The organism is Acinetobacter sp. YT-02, assembly GCF_002412355.1.
In the GTDB taxonomy this organism is placed as follows: domain Bacteria; phylum Pseudomonadota; class Gammaproteobacteria; order Pseudomonadales; family Moraxellaceae; genus Acinetobacter; species Acinetobacter towneri.
The window spans coordinates 20,984-35,486 of record NZ_NOZT01000040.1; the positions used below are offsets into that span (position 1 = coordinate 20,984).

Below are 14,503 nucleotides of genomic sequence, written 5' to 3' on the forward strand. Positions count from 1 at the left end.
CGTTGTTAGTGCCTAACAAAATTTAGGAATAATAAAAGCATACAACAGACTAACGTCGGTTTTTTTTAATCTCATATTTTAGAGAGTGATGCCATGTTATTCAAAAAAATCGCTATTGCTGCTGCAGTTGCTACTACTTTAGCTTTCGTTGGTTGTGCTAAAAAAACTGAAGAAGCTGCTGCTGACGCTAACGCTGCTGCATCTGAAGCTGTTGTAGCTGCATCTGAAGCTGAAGCTGCTGCTGACGCTGCTGCTGTAGAAGTTGCTTCTGGCGCTGAAGCTGCTGTAGATGCTGCTGACACTGCTGCTGCTGCTGCAACTGACGCTGCTGATGCTGCTGTAGACGCTGCTGCTGCTGCTTCTGAAGCTGCTGCTCAATAATCGATACGATTATGCAGTACAAAAAGAGAGCCGATGGCTCTCTTTTTTATTTCTGAATATTTTGTCTAAAATTTATTTTACTCAGCACAATATCTCCAAATCGCTCAATCCATCTTTTTCAAGTAGATGATTCAGCATATAAAAGCATTTAACCAAAACACTTAACCCCATTCGGCATTTATTTCGATATAACCTTTTGGTTTCTCATCTCCACGCTCAATTCTTAGGTAGCGTCTTGTTCAGCTCTACAGTGTTTTCATTCATATCCATAGTTTGATTCAAGTCTCCCAATTGCAAGATCAATCACTATGTCTTGCTAAATCACAGCGTCTTTCTAAAATCTCTTATAAAAAGCATAAAAAAAAGCAGATCAATCGATCTGCTCATTTCCCACACGCTGGCGGAATTTCTGCCCTGCGCGGAATGTGACTACACGGCGGGCTGAAATTGGAATTTCTTCGCCTGTTTTCGGGTTGCGACCAGGTCGTTGACGTTTATCACGTAACTCGAAGTTCCCAAACCCTGAAAGTTTAACTTGCTCGCCAGAGATCAGTGCTTGGCTGATCTCATCAAAAAATAACTCGACCATTTGTTTCGCTTCACGGCGGTTTAAACTCGTGAGCTCACTTAAATGATCAGCCATTTCTGCTTTTGTTAATGCTGTCATGAAGCCCTCAATGTCGCTTGGTAAGTGTTTTCCAACACTTGCAGAATGTTATCCATACCAGATTTAATTTCAGCATCTTCAAGTGTACGTGTTGGATGTTGCCATAACAGAGCAAAAGCCAAAGAACGCTTGCCTTGTTCAACACCTTGTCCAGTATACACATCGAATAACCAAGTTGAGTCTAACAGCGCTCCACCCGTTTTTTCAATAAGTTGCTGAATTTCGCTTACATTTATCTTATCACTAATTAAAAGCGCAATATCACGTCTAACCGATGGAAAACGTGATAATTCTGTAAAATTAGATACATAAGTTTGCAAAACTGCTGTTTGATCGAGTTCTGCTACCCAAGCCGTGCCTAAATCCAGCTCATCTTCTAAAGATGGATGTAAACGACCAAAGTAACCAATAGACTGACCATCTACCAAAATTTCAGCAGATTGTCCAGGATGCAACCAAGTACGCTCTGAACGAACATACTCTACCTGCACACGACCTGCAGCTAAAATTTCTTCAATATCGCCTTTAAAATCGAAGAAATCCATAGGCTGAGCTTTAGCATGCCAAGATTCTGCATGTTTAGCACCCACCGCAATCAATGCCAAAGTTGGAATTTGCTTCAAGTCATGAATGCTTGCTGCATGTTGATAATCAAAACGTAAACCCAACTCAAAGAAACGCACACGGTTTTGTTGACGATTCACGTTGTACTGAACGCATGGAATTAAGCTGGATAACAACGTTGAGCGCATTACTGCCAAATCGCTTGAAATTGGATTCGCCAATGCCAACGGATTCACTGCAGGGTTTAATTGTTTTTCCAATTTTGCATCGGCAAAGCTAAAACTAATTGCTTCTTGATAACCTAAAGTCACTGCGGTTTGACGTAATTGCGCAACTTCAAACTGATCTTGGTATTTTGCTAATTGCACATCAATCACAGGCAAACTGATTTGAATGTTGTCATAACCGTGAATACGAGCAACTTCTTCAATTAAGTCTTGGTAAATTGCCATATCAAAACGATGTGATGGTGGTACAACGCTCCACTGACCTTCAGCTTGAACAGTAACTTCGCAGCCTAAACGAGTTAAAGCATCGGCAATAAATGTAGCATCAACGTGATAACCCAAGAGCTGATCGACTTGCGCTTGATTTAACGCAATTGCTTCACGTGTTGGTAAGTGTGCTGCTTGTTCTGCCACTGTAATTGGACCAAATTCGCCGCCAGCAAATTCTGCAATCAGTTGTGATGCACGGTTCATCGCCAATAATGGCAATTCAAAATCGACACCACGTTCATAACGCTGTGAGGCATCGGTATGCAAACCATAACGACGTGCACGACCTGCGATATGCAATGGTGCAAAGAAAGCGGATTCAAGGAAAATTTCTGTGGTTTCATCACTTACCGCAGAAGATAAACCACCCATGATGCCCGCCATCGCCAATACTTTTGCGTCATCGGCAATCACCATCACATCATCTTGCAGCTCAACTTCTTGCTCGTTTAACAGCACCAATTTTTCTGCTGCAGTCGCTTGACGAACTTGAATGCCACCTTGAATTTTAGCACCATCAAAAGCGTGCATTGGCTGACCCAATTCAATCAAGACATAGTTGGTAATATCAACCAAAATACTGTGCTGACGGATACCTGAACGTGCCAACGCGCGCTCCATCCACTCAGGTGTAGCGGCTTTGGTATTTACATTTTTAATCACACGACCTAAATAACGTGGGCAGCCTTCCGTCAAACTTTGTACAGTTTTTTCATCCTGAATAGTTGCCGCTACTGCCTGAATGTCAGGTGTATTCACTGGCAATTGGTTAATCACCCCAATTTCACGGGCAATACCACGAATACTGAAACAATCACCACGGTTTGGAGTAATACTGATATCAATGACATGGTCATCTAGATCAAGATATTCACGTACATTCACACCTACAGGTGCATCTGCAGGCAGTTCCAATAAACCATCAAGTTTATCTTCAAGGTCAATTTCTGATGCGCCGCAGAGCATCCCTTGTGATTCCACACCACGCAGTTTGCCTTTTTTGATTTTAAAGTCGCCTGGCAATACCGCACCAATGGTTGCCACAGGTGCTTTCATACCTACACGCACGTTTGGCGCACCACACACAATCTGCAACGGCTCACCTGAACCAATATTTACCGTAGTCACACGTAAACGATCTGCATCTGGATGCTGTTCAACCGTTAAGACTTCACCCACCACAACGCCTGTAAATGGCTTTGCTGCTGGTGACATATCATCAACTTCTAGACCCAGCATCGTGAGTTGATTCGATAAAGTATCGCTGTCAATGGCTGGGTTAACCCACGTGCGTAGCCAATTTTCGCTAATTTTCATACATTCATTTCCTGAATCTCCCCTAACCCCTCTTTAATAAAGAGGGGAATTCCCACACTTCTATTTATTTCGCGTAAGTCCCCCTTTTACAAAGGGGGATTTAGGGGGATTTTTAAAATTTAAAAATAATCTCTTTTCCCTCTCCTAATTTTAGGAAAGGTTGTTTAAAAAGTTTTAAGCAAACTGGCGCAAGAAACGCACATCATTTTGGTAGAACATACGCAAGTCATTGATGCCATAACGCAACATCGCAAAACGCTCTACCCCTAAACCGAAGGCAAAACCTTTATATTTTTCTGGATCAATGCCTGAAGCGCGTAACACATTTGGATGCACCATACCGCAGCCCAAAACTTCCAACCAGCGACCACGTTCATCCATAATATCCACTTCGGCACTTGGCTCTGTGAATGGGAAATAAGATGGACGGAAACGTACTTTTAAGTCTTTTTCAAAGAATTCGTTTAACAGGTTAATTAACAAACCTTTGAGTTCTGCAAAACTGGTATTTTCTGCGACGTATAAGCCTTCAATTTGATGGAACATCGGTGAGTGTGTTTGGTCTGAGTCACAGCGATACACACGACCTGGACAAACAATACGAATAGGCGGCTGTTGATTTTCCATGGTGCGAATTTGTACGCCCGACGTGTGGGTACGCAATAAATGATTCACATCAAAATAGAAAGTATCGTGCATGGCACGCGCAGGGTGATGTCCTGGAATATTCAACGCTTCAAAGTTGTGATAGTCATCTTCAACTTCTGGGCCCGTTGCCACGGTAAAACCTGCTTTGGTAAAGAATTGGCAAATACGTTCCTGTACCTGCGTAACTGGGTGAATACTGCCGATGCTTTGACCACGACCTGGCAAAGCAATATCAACGGTTTCATTCGCCAGTTTTTGTGCCAAAGCCGCTTGTTGTAATTCAGTTTGACGCGCAGTTAATGCCGCATTGATTGCTTCACGCACAGCATGAATTTGTGCACCAAATTCTTTACGCTGTTCAGGGTCCATTTTACCCAGTGCTTTGGATTGTTCCGCAAGCTGGCTTTTTTTCCCCGTAAATTGCACTCGCACCTGGTCGAGTGTAGCAAGGTCCTCTGCTGCTGCAATTGCAGCGAGCGCTTCATTGGTCAGGGCTTCCAGTGACATAGTAACTCTCAAAAGCAACAATTTAGAAATAATTTAAAAACCCCGTATTCTAACAGTTTTTAGTCGCTTTGATGAAGCTTCGATGTAATGAAAATTAGATTAGCATCTTGAAATACAAAAAGTATAAGATAAAGCCAATCACCACGAGATCTCAACATTATGGCGCTCGATCAGATTTGGAAACAGCAACTTACCCTTGTGACTTATGGCAATGAATATTTGGCTCAAGATTTAAGTTTTAATCATTGGCTCAAGCATCAAGTGTTTAACCAGCATCAAATTCAGTTTCGTGATTTATTGTCACAACATTTACTGGCACAACACTTTCAAATCTGGTTAGAGCATCTTAAACAACAAGGTGTGCGACGTTTAAGCCTACATCAGGCAAGTATTTTAAATGATGAAAAAAACCCCAATCCAAATGTAGAGTTATTGCCTTTTGCACACTTTATTGTGAGTCACGAGGCACAGCACAAATCTGCTTGGATTTTCGGAAAAGAGCTTGCAGAATGGTATACCGCAGAACAAGATTATATGGCGCCTGTTTCCCAACAGAGCGAGCTACGTCAAGAAGTCATGTGGCGTTATCAATTAAATCACAAACTTGCCAGACAGCTCGATACAGATTTTGCCTCTCCAAACTGGGATGAAATTGATCGCTTTATTCGCTCCGAGTTATTTTTAAATCCTTGTGCTACAGAGTTTGTTGAACCAGAGCAAAGCGCTAAACCTTATTTCGGTGTAGATCTTACTCAAAACGCAACTGAAAGCATATACCCAACTTTGGCGTTAATTCCCGCAGACTACCCTGCTGCCTATGCACATCAGATGCTGTATCGTTTAGATGCACTGGATCAACACATTCAGAATCAAATCCAGCATCCTTATCATGCCGATGGCACAGAACTTGAACCAAGCGAACAACTCAATTTACGTCATTTTTCTCAGAAACTTGAAGATTTACACGCCAAATTTATCACCAAGGTTGCGAACCATTATCAGACCGCACAGCTCACGCCAGTGCAAACACCTGATCCTTTTGAATCAACGCCTAGCCAAGTACAAAACATCGCTTCACCACAAATACCAACACCTGCAGCTACGCATAAAGTGGGTACATCTGCCGTGATTAAACTGATTTTAATGACTGTGGTTATTTGTGCAGCTGCCTATTATTTTGGTTTATAAGCTTAGGGGCTGTTGACAATTCGTCTATGTTTGCGACAACGCATATTTTTTAGCTGATATAAGGCATGGGACAGGAAATTTAGTCATTCTAAATGACCGGCACATAACGCAATAGCAGCAAAAAATATGCTTGTCCTTCGCTGCGCCTTCCGCTGCAAACAAAGCAGTGCTTGTTTTTGCTCAGGCTGTGGCTAAAAATTTCTCAGATTGAGTTATGAAACTTGGCAGAGACCCTAAATTTCAGGCATAAAAAAAGACCGCAAATGCGGTCTTTCTTTTAAGTCATAAAGACTTATGCAGCTAATGCATCTTTAGCTTTTGTAGCTAAAGCAGCAAATGCAACTGCGTCATGCATAGCGATGTCAGCAAGTACGCGACGGTCGATAATCACTTGTGCTTTTTTCAAGCCAGCGATCATACGGCTGTACGATAAACCATTTTGACGAGCGCCCGCATTGATACGCGCAATCCATAAAGCACGGAATTGACGTTTCTTTTGACGACGGTCACGGTAAGCGTATTGACCTGCTTTGATTACCGCTTGGAACGCTACGCGATATACGCGTGAACGAGCACCATAGTAACCTTTAGCACGAGCAAGAATTTTTTTATGACGGCGATGAGCCTGTACACCACGTTTTACACGAGCCATTTATAATCTCCTTAGATGTATGGGCACATAGCACGAACAGCAGCAACGTCACTCACGTGAACCATTACACAGCCGCGCAATTGACGGATACGTTTAGCAGATTTTTTGGTCAAAATGTGGCGTTTGAACGCTTGTTTACGCTTGAAACCGTTAGCAGTCGCTTTGAAACGTTTAGCTGCACCACGGCGAGTTTTTAACTTAGCCATAACAACCTCTTTAAACACCTGTTCGGCACGTCTGCACCATTGCAAAAACGACCTGCAGGTAAGGGAGCGAGTATTCTAAAGCATCTTTGCTTAAAACAAAAGCATATTGGCTAAATAAAAAATGATCATTACCTCACTCATTTGCCGTAATTCAACTCAGGAAAAAATACTGGAATTGTGAACACCCACTACAATTCAAAATAAAGCTAAAGCTCTGTCAAAAATTGTGCAGATCAACACCCTAAAAACTTGCAATAAGTTGCGGATTACCCTTGCGATTATCCACAATTCCATCAATACTTCGCCTCGTCTTGTGTGAAATAAAAAAGACCGTAATATGATGAAAACATCTTTATATATAACTCTATTGCTTGGACTCAGTGCGACGCATCTTTTTGCAAAACCACCGCAGCAGAAATCGACACCAAAAGCCACACTCGAAGTACAAAAAAGTGCTGCCTTGCCTGCTCATCTCACCACACGCTTAGCATGGCGCAAGTTTCCACAACCCAAATATAAAAATGAAGATTTAAATCAACAAAACCGAGCTGCAATTGTGCGTATTTATGCAGATGAAACCGGCAAAATCAGTCAAGCCACTATTCAAGAAAGTACAGGGCTGAAAAAATTAGATGATGCCTTATTACAAGCGGTTCGCACTGCTGAAATTCAACCGACCTATGTAGAAGATACTGCCGTACCGACCATTGGTTTTCAAAGCTTTAATTTAAGATTTCAGGATAACCAGCACGAAGATTGCCAGTTTGATTTTCAATCTAAACAATGGTTAGCACAGCAACAACAGCAAAAAGTTCAATATAAGTATCGTAGTCAACCACAATTAAACTTAAGTGCGGAAGATTTAAAAAATCACTCACGTAAGTTAAAGTTTCAATTCAAAGTAAATAAGCATGGCGAAGTGAAACGTGTGAAATTGACACAAGGTTCGGGACAATACGCACTTGATCAACAAGTTTTAGCTGCAGTGAAAGCTGCTCAAGTAGATGTACCGCGTCAATTTTGGCTGTATAAAAAGTCAAAATTAAAAGATGAAATTTATTTTGATTTAAACACGTGTGATGCTCAAGAACAGTCATAAGTGTCTATAGTTAATAGGGGTTGCTTGCTTAAACCCATGTATAAACAAAATAAATAAACAGATAACGCCCGATTTTGGCTAGACTCACCATCAACACAAAACGGGCAAAATGTTCTTTCATTAAACCTGCAATCAGCGTAATTGGATCACCAATAATCGGCACCCAACTGAGCAGTAAAGACCAAAACCCATATTTGGCGTAGGTGTGCTGTGCTTTTTCTAATTGTGTAGCCGAAACAGGAAACCACTTTTTATCTTTATAATGTTCGATCTTGAGTCCCAAATACCAGTTCACACAAGAACCTAAAATATTGCCTAGACTGGCAATGCTAATCAGCCAAATGGGTGCATAGCTGCCTTCATATAACAGCCCCAACAACACAGCTTCGGACTGTAAAGGCAATAAAGTTGCCGCACCAAATGCAGATAAAAATAAACCAAACAGCGTCCAAAGCATAGACGATTTAAAGCCCTAAAGCCTGCTTGGTTTTACGATATTCCCAGTTCGCCCAAACAATACTAAGCAAAATAAGTGCCGCACGTGCCCATGTATAACGCTGAGTAACAGGCTCAATCGCAGCACGTAAAACCTGTTGATCTGTGCTATTTAAAGCCGCAATCATATTCTGCACATGAAATGCTTCGATCACAAATAAGATCAAGCAAGACACAATGCCCAAAATAATGCTCCAATACACTTTGGCATTTTGCTCAACAATCTTGGTAAAGTTTAAAAAAAATTCTTGCATAGCTCATCCAATAAAAAAGCCACCTGAAAAAGTGAGGTATCAGGTGGCTGGCATCTTAGCATAAAAGTAGATTTAAACTTGAATCGCGAGTGCTTTCTGCACTGCAGGGCGCGCAGTCAGCCGTGTAATATAGTCTTGTACATACGGATAATCTTCCAGCGAAATATTTTGCCAGTCATGACGTAACGCCCACGGCAAAATAGCCATATCAGCAATTGAATATTCGCCCGCCACGTACTTTTGCCCCATCAACTGCTTATTTAACACGCCATACAAACGCTTGGATTCATTGATATAGCGTTCAATCGCATAAGGAATTTTCTCTGGTGCATAACGGCTAAAATGATGATTCTGTCCTAACATTGGACCAAAACCACCCATTTGCCACATGAGCCACTGCTCTACTTCAACACGCTCCTGTTCATCGGTAGGATAAAACATGCCAGTTTTGCGCCCTAGATATTGCAAAATTGCACCCGACTCAAACACAGAGATTGGCTCACCACGCGGACCGTTCTGATCGACAATTGCAGGAATTTTATTATTGGGCGAAATTTTTAAAAAATCTGGCTGAAATTGATCATCTTCTGAAATATTGATGGGGAAAATTTGATATTCCAAACCCATTTCTTCAAGTGCAATACTAATTTTATGACCGTTGGGGGTGCCCCAATAATAAAGATCAATCATGTTTTATCCTTCATTACTTTTTTTGCTTTTTGACCAGCATTCTTCTACTGCGGTTTTAGTTATAGCATGTTTTTAAGCGTTTGTTGCGTGTCGCTGCGTAGAGTTTTTTTATCGAATGGCATATCTCATAAACATGAAACATAGATGCTCACTTTCATCACACAAAAAAAAAGCACCGCCAAGGTGCAGTGCTTCTTTTGTTCAAGATGGGATTACTTTTTCTTTTTAGGACCAAGCAACATACCCATTTGACGACCTTCCATTTTTGGTGCTTGTTCAACTACACCATATTCAATTACATCTGCTTCAACTTTTTGCAATTGAGCCAAACCTAACTGTTGGTGAGCCATTTCACGACCACGGAAGCGTAAAGTGATTTTTACCTTGTTCCCTTCTTCAAGGAATTTGATAATTGCACGTAATTTTACGTTGTAATCACCAACATCAGTCGCAGGGCGGAGCTTGATTTCTTTCACCTGTACTTGATGCTGTTTTTTCTTCGCTTCTTTCTGCTTTTGCTTTAGATCAAACAAATGCTTGTTAAAGTCCATGATTTTGCACACCGGTGGTTCGGCATTTGCCACAATTTCCACCAAGTCAAGGTCAACGCTTTCTGCTGCGCGTAATGCATCAGCCAAGCTTACAATACCTTTTTGCTCACCATTTTCGTCTACAAGACGGACTTCTTTTGCACGAATTTCATCATTCAAAGCAGGACGGTTAGATTTTCCGCCCTGTTGATTACGGTCAGGCTGTTTAATCGCTGTTACTCCACAATATACCGGCCGCGTTCTGCGACGGCTGTTTTCACTAGGTCAATGAAAGCATCAATTGACATAGTACCCAAATTTGTTCCTGAGCGAGTACGGACGTTTACCGTTCCTTCTTCCACTTCACGGTCCCCAAGTACCAGTAAGTATGGAATACGCTCTAATGTACGCTCACGAATCTTAAAGCCGATTTTCTCATTTCTCAAGTCAGAAATAGCACGAATACCGTTTTCTTTAAGTTTTGCGACGACCTGTTCACTTGCAGCAGCTTGTGAATCGGTAATATTCATGACACAAGCTTGCACTGGCGCTAACCATGGTGGCATAAAGCCTGCATAGTGTTCAATAAGTATACCAATAAATCGTTCAAAGCTGCCAAGAATTGCGCGGTGCAACATTACAGGCTGATCACGATCATTGTCTTCAGTGACATAAGATGCCTCTAAACGCTCAGGCAAGTTAAAGTCACACTGAATTGTACCACATTGCCACACACGACCTAAGCAGTCTTTCAGTGAGAATTCAATTTTCGGACCGTAGAACGCACCTTCACCCGGTTGTAACTCCCATTCCAGACCTGCAGCATCCAAAGCATCTGCCAAAGATTTTTCTGCCATATCCCAAAGTGCATCATCTCCCACACGTTTTTCAGGACGTGTAGACAGTTTCATTTGCACCTCTTCAAAACCGAAATCTTTATAAACATCTAAAGTCAGTTTGATAAAGTCTGCAACTTCTGGCCCAATTTGTTCTTTGGTACAGAAAATGTGGGCATCGTCTTGAGTAAAGCCACGTACGCGCATAATGCCGTGTAATGAACCCGATGGCTCGTTACGGTGACATGAACCAAATTCTGCCAAACGAATTGGCAAATCACGATATGACTTTAGCCCTTGGTTAAAGACTTGTACGTGACATGGGCAGTTCATTGGTTTTACTGCATAGTTACGGTTTTCAGAATGGGTGGTAAACATATTGTCTGCGTAGTTGGCAGCATGTCCTGATTTTTCCCATAGCGTGAAATCGACCACTTGCGGGGTACGAATTTCTAGGTAACCGTTGTCTTGTTGTACTTTACGCATGTATTGCTCAAGTACTTGGTAAATCGTCCAACCATTTGGATGCCAAAACACCATGCCCGGCGCTTCTTCCTGCATGTGGAACAAGTCCAAAGCTTTACCAATTTTACGGTGGTCACGCTTTTCTGCTTCTTCAATACGTTTGATATACGCCGCGAGCTGCTTTTTGTCTGCCCAAGCCGTACCATAAATACGTTGTAACTGTTCGTTTTTCGCATCACCGCGCCAGTAAGCGCCAGAAATTTTGGTGAGTTTGAACGACTTTAAGAATTTAGTGTTTGGAACGTGTGGACCACGGCACATATCCAAATAGTCTTGATGATAGTACAAACCCATTTGAGTTTCGTTTGGCATGTCTGCAATCAAACGTAATTTATATTCTTCGCCACGCGCTGTGAATTCTGCAATTACTTCATCACGCGGGGTCATTTTTTTCACAACATCATAATCTTGGTCGATGAGCTTTTTCATACGCTCTTCGATTGCTGCCAAATCATCTAACGTAAATGGACGAGGCATCCAGATGTCATAGTAGAAACCTTCTTCAATGACAGGGCCAATCACCATTTTCGCTTCAGGGAAAAGCTGTTTTACCGCATGCCCCACTAAGTGCGCACATGAGTGACGGATAATCTCTACGCCTTCTTCATCTTTAGGCGTAATAATTTGTAGGGTTGCATCTTCGGTAATTAAATCGCAGGCATCGACCAAACGATCATTCACACGTCCAGCAACTGTATTTTTGGCAAGACCCGGACCGATGCTTTGAGCAACTTCCATCACAGATACGGCTTGATCAAACTGTTTTTGATCGCCATTTGGCAAAGTGATAATAGGCATAGATAAAAATCCTTAAGGAGTGATGCCCCGTACCATGGAGCATATCACCGCGAGATTATGATTAAGGGAGACCCTCAAAAGATAAAAACGGTGTATAAATAAAAAGCGCCTTAAATTTTACACGGCTTGCGTACAGGTTTAAACCTTTGTGTACTAAAAAAGCCAAAGAATCGGCATTTCAGCTGTTTTTATTCCCTAAAGGTTGCCCACGGCGTGAATTGTCCATGTTGATAGGCATACACCGCTTCAAACTGTGGCAACACCGCCTCACTCTGTTGCGGGCGTAAAAATACATAATCATCTATTTGGATGCGATGCTGTTTGGGTACTTGAATCAACTCTTGATTGCTACTGCGTCCGTATAAAGCATGTGGATGACTGCTCTCAGGATAAACATAATCTGCCATCCAATAGCCACCATAAACAAAAACGGCTTGATTGGATTGTGGCAAATAGGACTGCAAACGATCTAAGCCTGGCACTAGTACCGCAGCCAATACCTTTAAAACAGGTGTTGCAATCCACAAAGCCGATTGCAAATCTGACAAGATTTTTAAATCAAAATCACTGGGTTTAAGCAACATCGAACCAAAAGCCAGATCATTACATTCACTGTGCTGACAATGCTGCATAAATGTCAGGCTACCACCACCGTTAAAACACAAGTCATCCTGCCACAACTTTGGAAAATGATGCTGAATCAGTTGTTTATAATTTCTATATTGCTGCTGTGAGTGTTGATAGGCTTTGGCTTGTGCATGAAATACATTTGGTAATTTCACCACATGCGCATCGTACCCCATCAAACCTGACAGTTTTAAATGTTGTGGATGCTGCTGAATCAATTCCAGCATTTGCATAAATCCAGCATGATCTTGCGCCCCACCACGATGCAAACCGATATCAATTTCAAGATTAATATTCAAACAAAGCTGGCGTTGTTGTGCCAAATGTAAATACTGTTGTAAACGTGCAGGTTGATCAACCAACCATTGTAAATGCAATTGGATATTCTCAGCAGACGCCATCACCTGCTGATAAAAAGCATCTACCGCACGTATTGGCATTGGCTTGCCAAACAGTACATCTGCTTGTGGAAATTGCTGCATCACTTCATACAAATGTGGCAGATGAAACAACATAAAACGCTGCGTATTCAGACTTTGGCTTGCGTGTTGCAATATCTCCAAACACGCTAGCGATTTCACCACCAGTCGTGGTTGCAACCGTGCAGGCAAATGGGCTGCAACATAATCCAAGTTATGCTGAAAACGTGCCATATCCACAATCAGTTGCGGTGTTCCTGTACCCTGTTGCTGCAAACTGTGGGTGAGTTGCTGAAAATAATCACTTTGCATGTCACGCTCCCTAATTGAATGCTCTTATTTTGCGATTGCTTGAGTTGTTTATTGAACATCACGCTGCACTCAAACTTGGAATCGTGAAAATTTGTCTTAAATATGGGTTAATCCATTTTTGCTGTGGATCAAGCTGCTCACGAAGTTGCATAAAATCATCCCATTTTGGATATAACTCACGTAATTGATCCGCTTGCATACTGTGCAATTTGCCCCAATGTGGACGTCCCTGATATTTTTGTAAAATCGGTTCGACCCATTTAAAAATATGTTGGCAATCTTGTTTATAAAATTGGTGGATTGAAATAGACACCGAATCCCGTCCATAAAAAGGACTCAGCCAAATATCATCGCCTTTGAAATAGCGAAACTCGATTGGGAAAAACATGGCGACACGCTGTTGTTTCAAAACCGCCAATAATTCTTCTAAACACGCCAAACCTTGCTCGGCAGGCAATTGGTATTCCATTTCGTTAAATTTGGTATTGCGTGGCGTTGGGAAAATTTGACTCGACCAATCGACATGAGTACTCGGTTTGATAAACACGCCCAACAAAGATTGTAAATACGGATTTAACTGTGGAAAAACACGGGTTATTTCCGAACAAAAATTTAATAAACGGTCTTCTGATAACCAATGTTGCGGACGAGGATCCGTCAATCCTCGGCTCTCATCTAAGGTTTTTAAAATCACCTGATCACTGTGTAAAAATGCCCAAAACTCAATATGGCGATGTTGATGCTTCCAACGGTCTATATATTGATAAATATCACTCAAGGCACATAAACGTAGCTGCTCTTTGAGTTTATAGCGCGAACGGTTTTGTAAAGTGATTTTGGTCATCACCCCAAAACTGCCCAGCGCGACCCGACCTGCCTGAAAAATTTCAGCATTGTGTTCAGGTGAACATTGCAACACCTCACCCTCTGCTGTGAGCAGTTCAAAATCAGTCACCAAAGCCGATAGACAAGGTAAATCCACACCTGTGCCATGTGTTCCTGTTGCAACCACACCTGCCAAACTCTGATGATCAATATCGCCCTGATTTTGCAGCGCCTGATGAATCGGAGCTAGACATTCACCCAGTTTGTACAGCCGAGTCCCTGCATGTAAGGTGCATTGCTGCTTTTGTGCATTAAATTGATGCACCGTTATTTAAAACCTACTCAATGTGGGTTTGATGTTTAATTCCTACTTCACCATCAAGAACCTAAAACATTTGCTTTAGGGATTACCTCAATTCCATAGGCTGTCACGGTGTAACTCACCGCCTTAATCACCACTTATGCA

Annotated in this window: 14 protein-coding genes and 1 pseudogene; 3 read left to right on the forward strand and 12 right to left on the reverse strand. The window is 41.9% G+C overall.

Translation table 11 applies throughout. From position 1 onward, the window contains the following. Positions 1–93: 93 nt before the first annotated feature. Entirely contained in the window at positions 94–381 is a 288-nt protein-coding gene (locus CF596_RS10635; RefSeq protein ID WP_004975160.1) for a hypothetical protein, read from the forward strand. Positions 382–751: 370 nt separating this feature from the next. Here the strand turns inward: CF596_RS10635 and CF596_RS10640 are convergent, their stop codons facing one another. The 3 genes from CF596_RS10640 to pheS all read right to left on the reverse strand — a co-directional run bounded on the left by CF596_RS10640 (position 752) and on the right by pheS (position 4,581). Beyond that, positions 752–1,048: an integration host factor subunit alpha gene (locus CF596_RS10640; protein ID WP_004649746.1), complete on the reverse strand. Its 297-nt coding sequence runs from the start codon at positions 1,046–1,048 to the stop codon at positions 752–754. Beyond that, complete coding sequence (gene pheT, locus CF596_RS10645; RefSeq protein ID WP_096902431.1) at positions 1,045–3,426, reverse strand: phenylalanine--tRNA ligase subunit beta; 2,382 nt, start codon at positions 3,424–3,426, stop codon at positions 1,045–1,047. The genes CF596_RS10640 and pheT overlap by 4 nt, the downstream gene beginning before the upstream one ends. Before the next feature lie 174 nt (positions 3,427–3,600). After that, complete coding sequence (pheS, locus tag CF596_RS10650; protein ID WP_096902432.1) at positions 3,601–4,581, reverse strand: phenylalanine--tRNA ligase subunit alpha; 981 nt, start codon at positions 4,579–4,581, stop codon at positions 3,601–3,603. 159 nt (positions 4,582–4,740) lie between these two features. Here pheS and CF596_RS10655 point away from each other — a divergent pair, with 159 nt between their 5' ends. After that, positions 4,741–5,769, forward strand: a complete 1,029-nt coding sequence (locus tag CF596_RS10655; RefSeq protein WP_096902433.1) for a hypothetical protein — start codon at positions 4,741–4,743, stop codon at positions 5,767–5,769. 292 nt (positions 5,770–6,061) lie between these two features. Here the strand turns inward: CF596_RS10655 and rplT are convergent, their stop codons facing one another. Both rplT and rpmI read right to left on the reverse strand, forming a co-directional pair. Further along, positions 6,062–6,421, reverse strand: coding sequence for a 50S ribosomal protein L20 (rplT, locus tag CF596_RS10660; RefSeq protein ID WP_004975153.1), 360 nt, complete (start codon positions 6,419–6,421; stop codon positions 6,062–6,064). A gap of 11 nt (positions 6,422–6,432) precedes the next feature. Then, positions 6,433–6,627, reverse strand: coding sequence for a 50S ribosomal protein L35 (gene rpmI / locus CF596_RS10665; RefSeq protein WP_004975152.1), 195 nt, complete (start codon positions 6,625–6,627; stop codon positions 6,433–6,435). A 337-nt stretch (positions 6,628–6,964) separates the two neighbouring features. On the opposite strand from rpmI, the gene CF596_RS10670 reads away from it, so the two are divergent. Beyond that, a complete protein-coding gene (locus tag CF596_RS10670; RefSeq protein ID WP_096902434.1) occupies positions 6,965–7,726 on the forward strand; it encodes an energy transducer TonB in 762 nt (253 codons plus the stop codon). Between the two features lie 28 nt (positions 7,727–7,754). On the opposite strand, the gene CF596_RS10675 is transcribed toward CF596_RS10670, so the two are convergent. From CF596_RS10675 to CF596_RS10705, 7 genes and pseudogenes are all read right to left on the reverse strand, one after another. Further along, complete coding sequence (locus CF596_RS10675; protein ID WP_004975149.1) at positions 7,755–8,183, reverse strand: YqaA family protein; 429 nt, start codon at positions 8,181–8,183, stop codon at positions 7,755–7,757. Positions 8,184–8,190: 7 nt separating this feature from the next. Beyond that, the gene (locus CF596_RS10680; RefSeq protein WP_004975148.1) at positions 8,191–8,475 is read right to left on the reverse strand and encodes a hypothetical protein; all 285 of its coding nucleotides are present in this window, start codon (positions 8,473–8,475) and stop codon (positions 8,191–8,193) included. 72 nt (positions 8,476–8,547) lie between these two features. After that, the gene (locus CF596_RS10685) at positions 8,548–9,165 is read right to left on the reverse strand and encodes a glutathione S-transferase N-terminal domain-containing protein (RefSeq protein ID WP_004975146.1); all 618 of its coding nucleotides are present in this window, start codon (positions 9,163–9,165) and stop codon (positions 8,548–8,550) included. Between the two features lie 212 nt (positions 9,166–9,377). Then, positions 9,378–9,926 (reverse strand): translation initiation factor IF-3, encoded by a 549-nt coding sequence (infC, locus tag CF596_RS10690; RefSeq protein ID WP_096902435.1) that lies wholly within the window; start codon positions 9,924–9,926, stop codon positions 9,378–9,380. Between the two features lie 5 nt (positions 9,927–9,931). Further along, on the reverse strand, positions 9,932–11,854 hold the full coding sequence (thrS, locus tag CF596_RS10695) for a threonine--tRNA ligase (protein WP_004975142.1): 1,923 nt from the start codon (positions 11,852–11,854) through the stop codon (positions 9,932–9,934). Between the two features lie 188 nt (positions 11,855–12,042). Beyond that, the gene (locus tag CF596_RS10700) at positions 12,043–13,212 is read right to left on the reverse strand and encodes an alanine racemase (RefSeq protein ID WP_096902436.1); all 1,170 of its coding nucleotides are present in this window, start codon (positions 13,210–13,212) and stop codon (positions 12,043–12,045) included. Positions 13,213–13,270: 58 nt separating this feature from the next. Next, a pseudogene (locus CF596_RS10705) lies at positions 13,271–14,353 on the reverse strand (D-arabinono-1,4-lactone oxidase); the annotation flags it as partial. Positions 14,354–14,503 lie beyond the last annotated feature (150 nt).

Excerpts from the sequence above, each read along its gene's own strand:
- CF596_RS10635 (WP_004975160.1), top strand. The coding sequence starts at position 94 with ATGTTATTCAAAAAAATCGCTATTGCTGCTGCAGTTGCTACTACTTTA.
- CF596_RS10640 (WP_004649746.1), bottom strand. The coding sequence starts at position 1,048 with ATGACAGCATTAACAAAAGCAGAAATGGCTGATCATTTAAGTGAGCTC.
- pheT (WP_096902431.1), bottom strand. The coding sequence starts at position 3,426 with ATGAAAATTAGCGAAAATTGGCTACGCACGTGGGTTAACCCAGCCATT.
- pheS (WP_096902432.1), bottom strand. The coding sequence starts at position 4,581 with ATGTCACTGGAAGCCCTGACCAATGAAGCGCTCGCTGCAATTGCAGCA.
- CF596_RS10655 (WP_096902433.1), top strand. The coding sequence starts at position 4,741 with ATGGCGCTCGATCAGATTTGGAAACAGCAACTTACCCTTGTGACTTAT.
- rplT (WP_004975153.1), bottom strand. The coding sequence starts at position 6,421 with ATGGCTCGTGTAAAACGTGGTGTACAGGCTCATCGCCGTCATAAAAAA.
- rpmI (WP_004975152.1), bottom strand. The coding sequence starts at position 6,627 with ATGGCTAAGTTAAAAACTCGCCGTGGTGCAGCTAAACGTTTCAAAGCG.
- CF596_RS10670 (WP_096902434.1), top strand. The coding sequence starts at position 6,965 with ATGATGAAAACATCTTTATATATAACTCTATTGCTTGGACTCAGTGCG.
- CF596_RS10675 (WP_004975149.1), bottom strand. The coding sequence starts at position 8,183 with ATGCTTTGGACGCTGTTTGGTTTATTTTTATCTGCATTTGGTGCGGCA.
- CF596_RS10680 (WP_004975148.1), bottom strand. The coding sequence starts at position 8,475 with ATGCAAGAATTTTTTTTAAACTTTACCAAGATTGTTGAGCAAAATGCC.
- CF596_RS10685 (WP_004975146.1), bottom strand. The coding sequence starts at position 9,165 with ATGATTGATCTTTATTATTGGGGCACCCCCAACGGTCATAAAATTAGT.
- thrS (WP_004975142.1), bottom strand. The coding sequence starts at position 11,854 with ATGCCTATTATCACTTTGCCAAATGGCGATCAAAAACAGTTTGATCAA.
- CF596_RS10700 (WP_096902436.1), bottom strand. The coding sequence starts at position 13,212 with ATGCAAAGTGATTATTTTCAGCAACTCACCCACAGTTTGCAGCAACAG.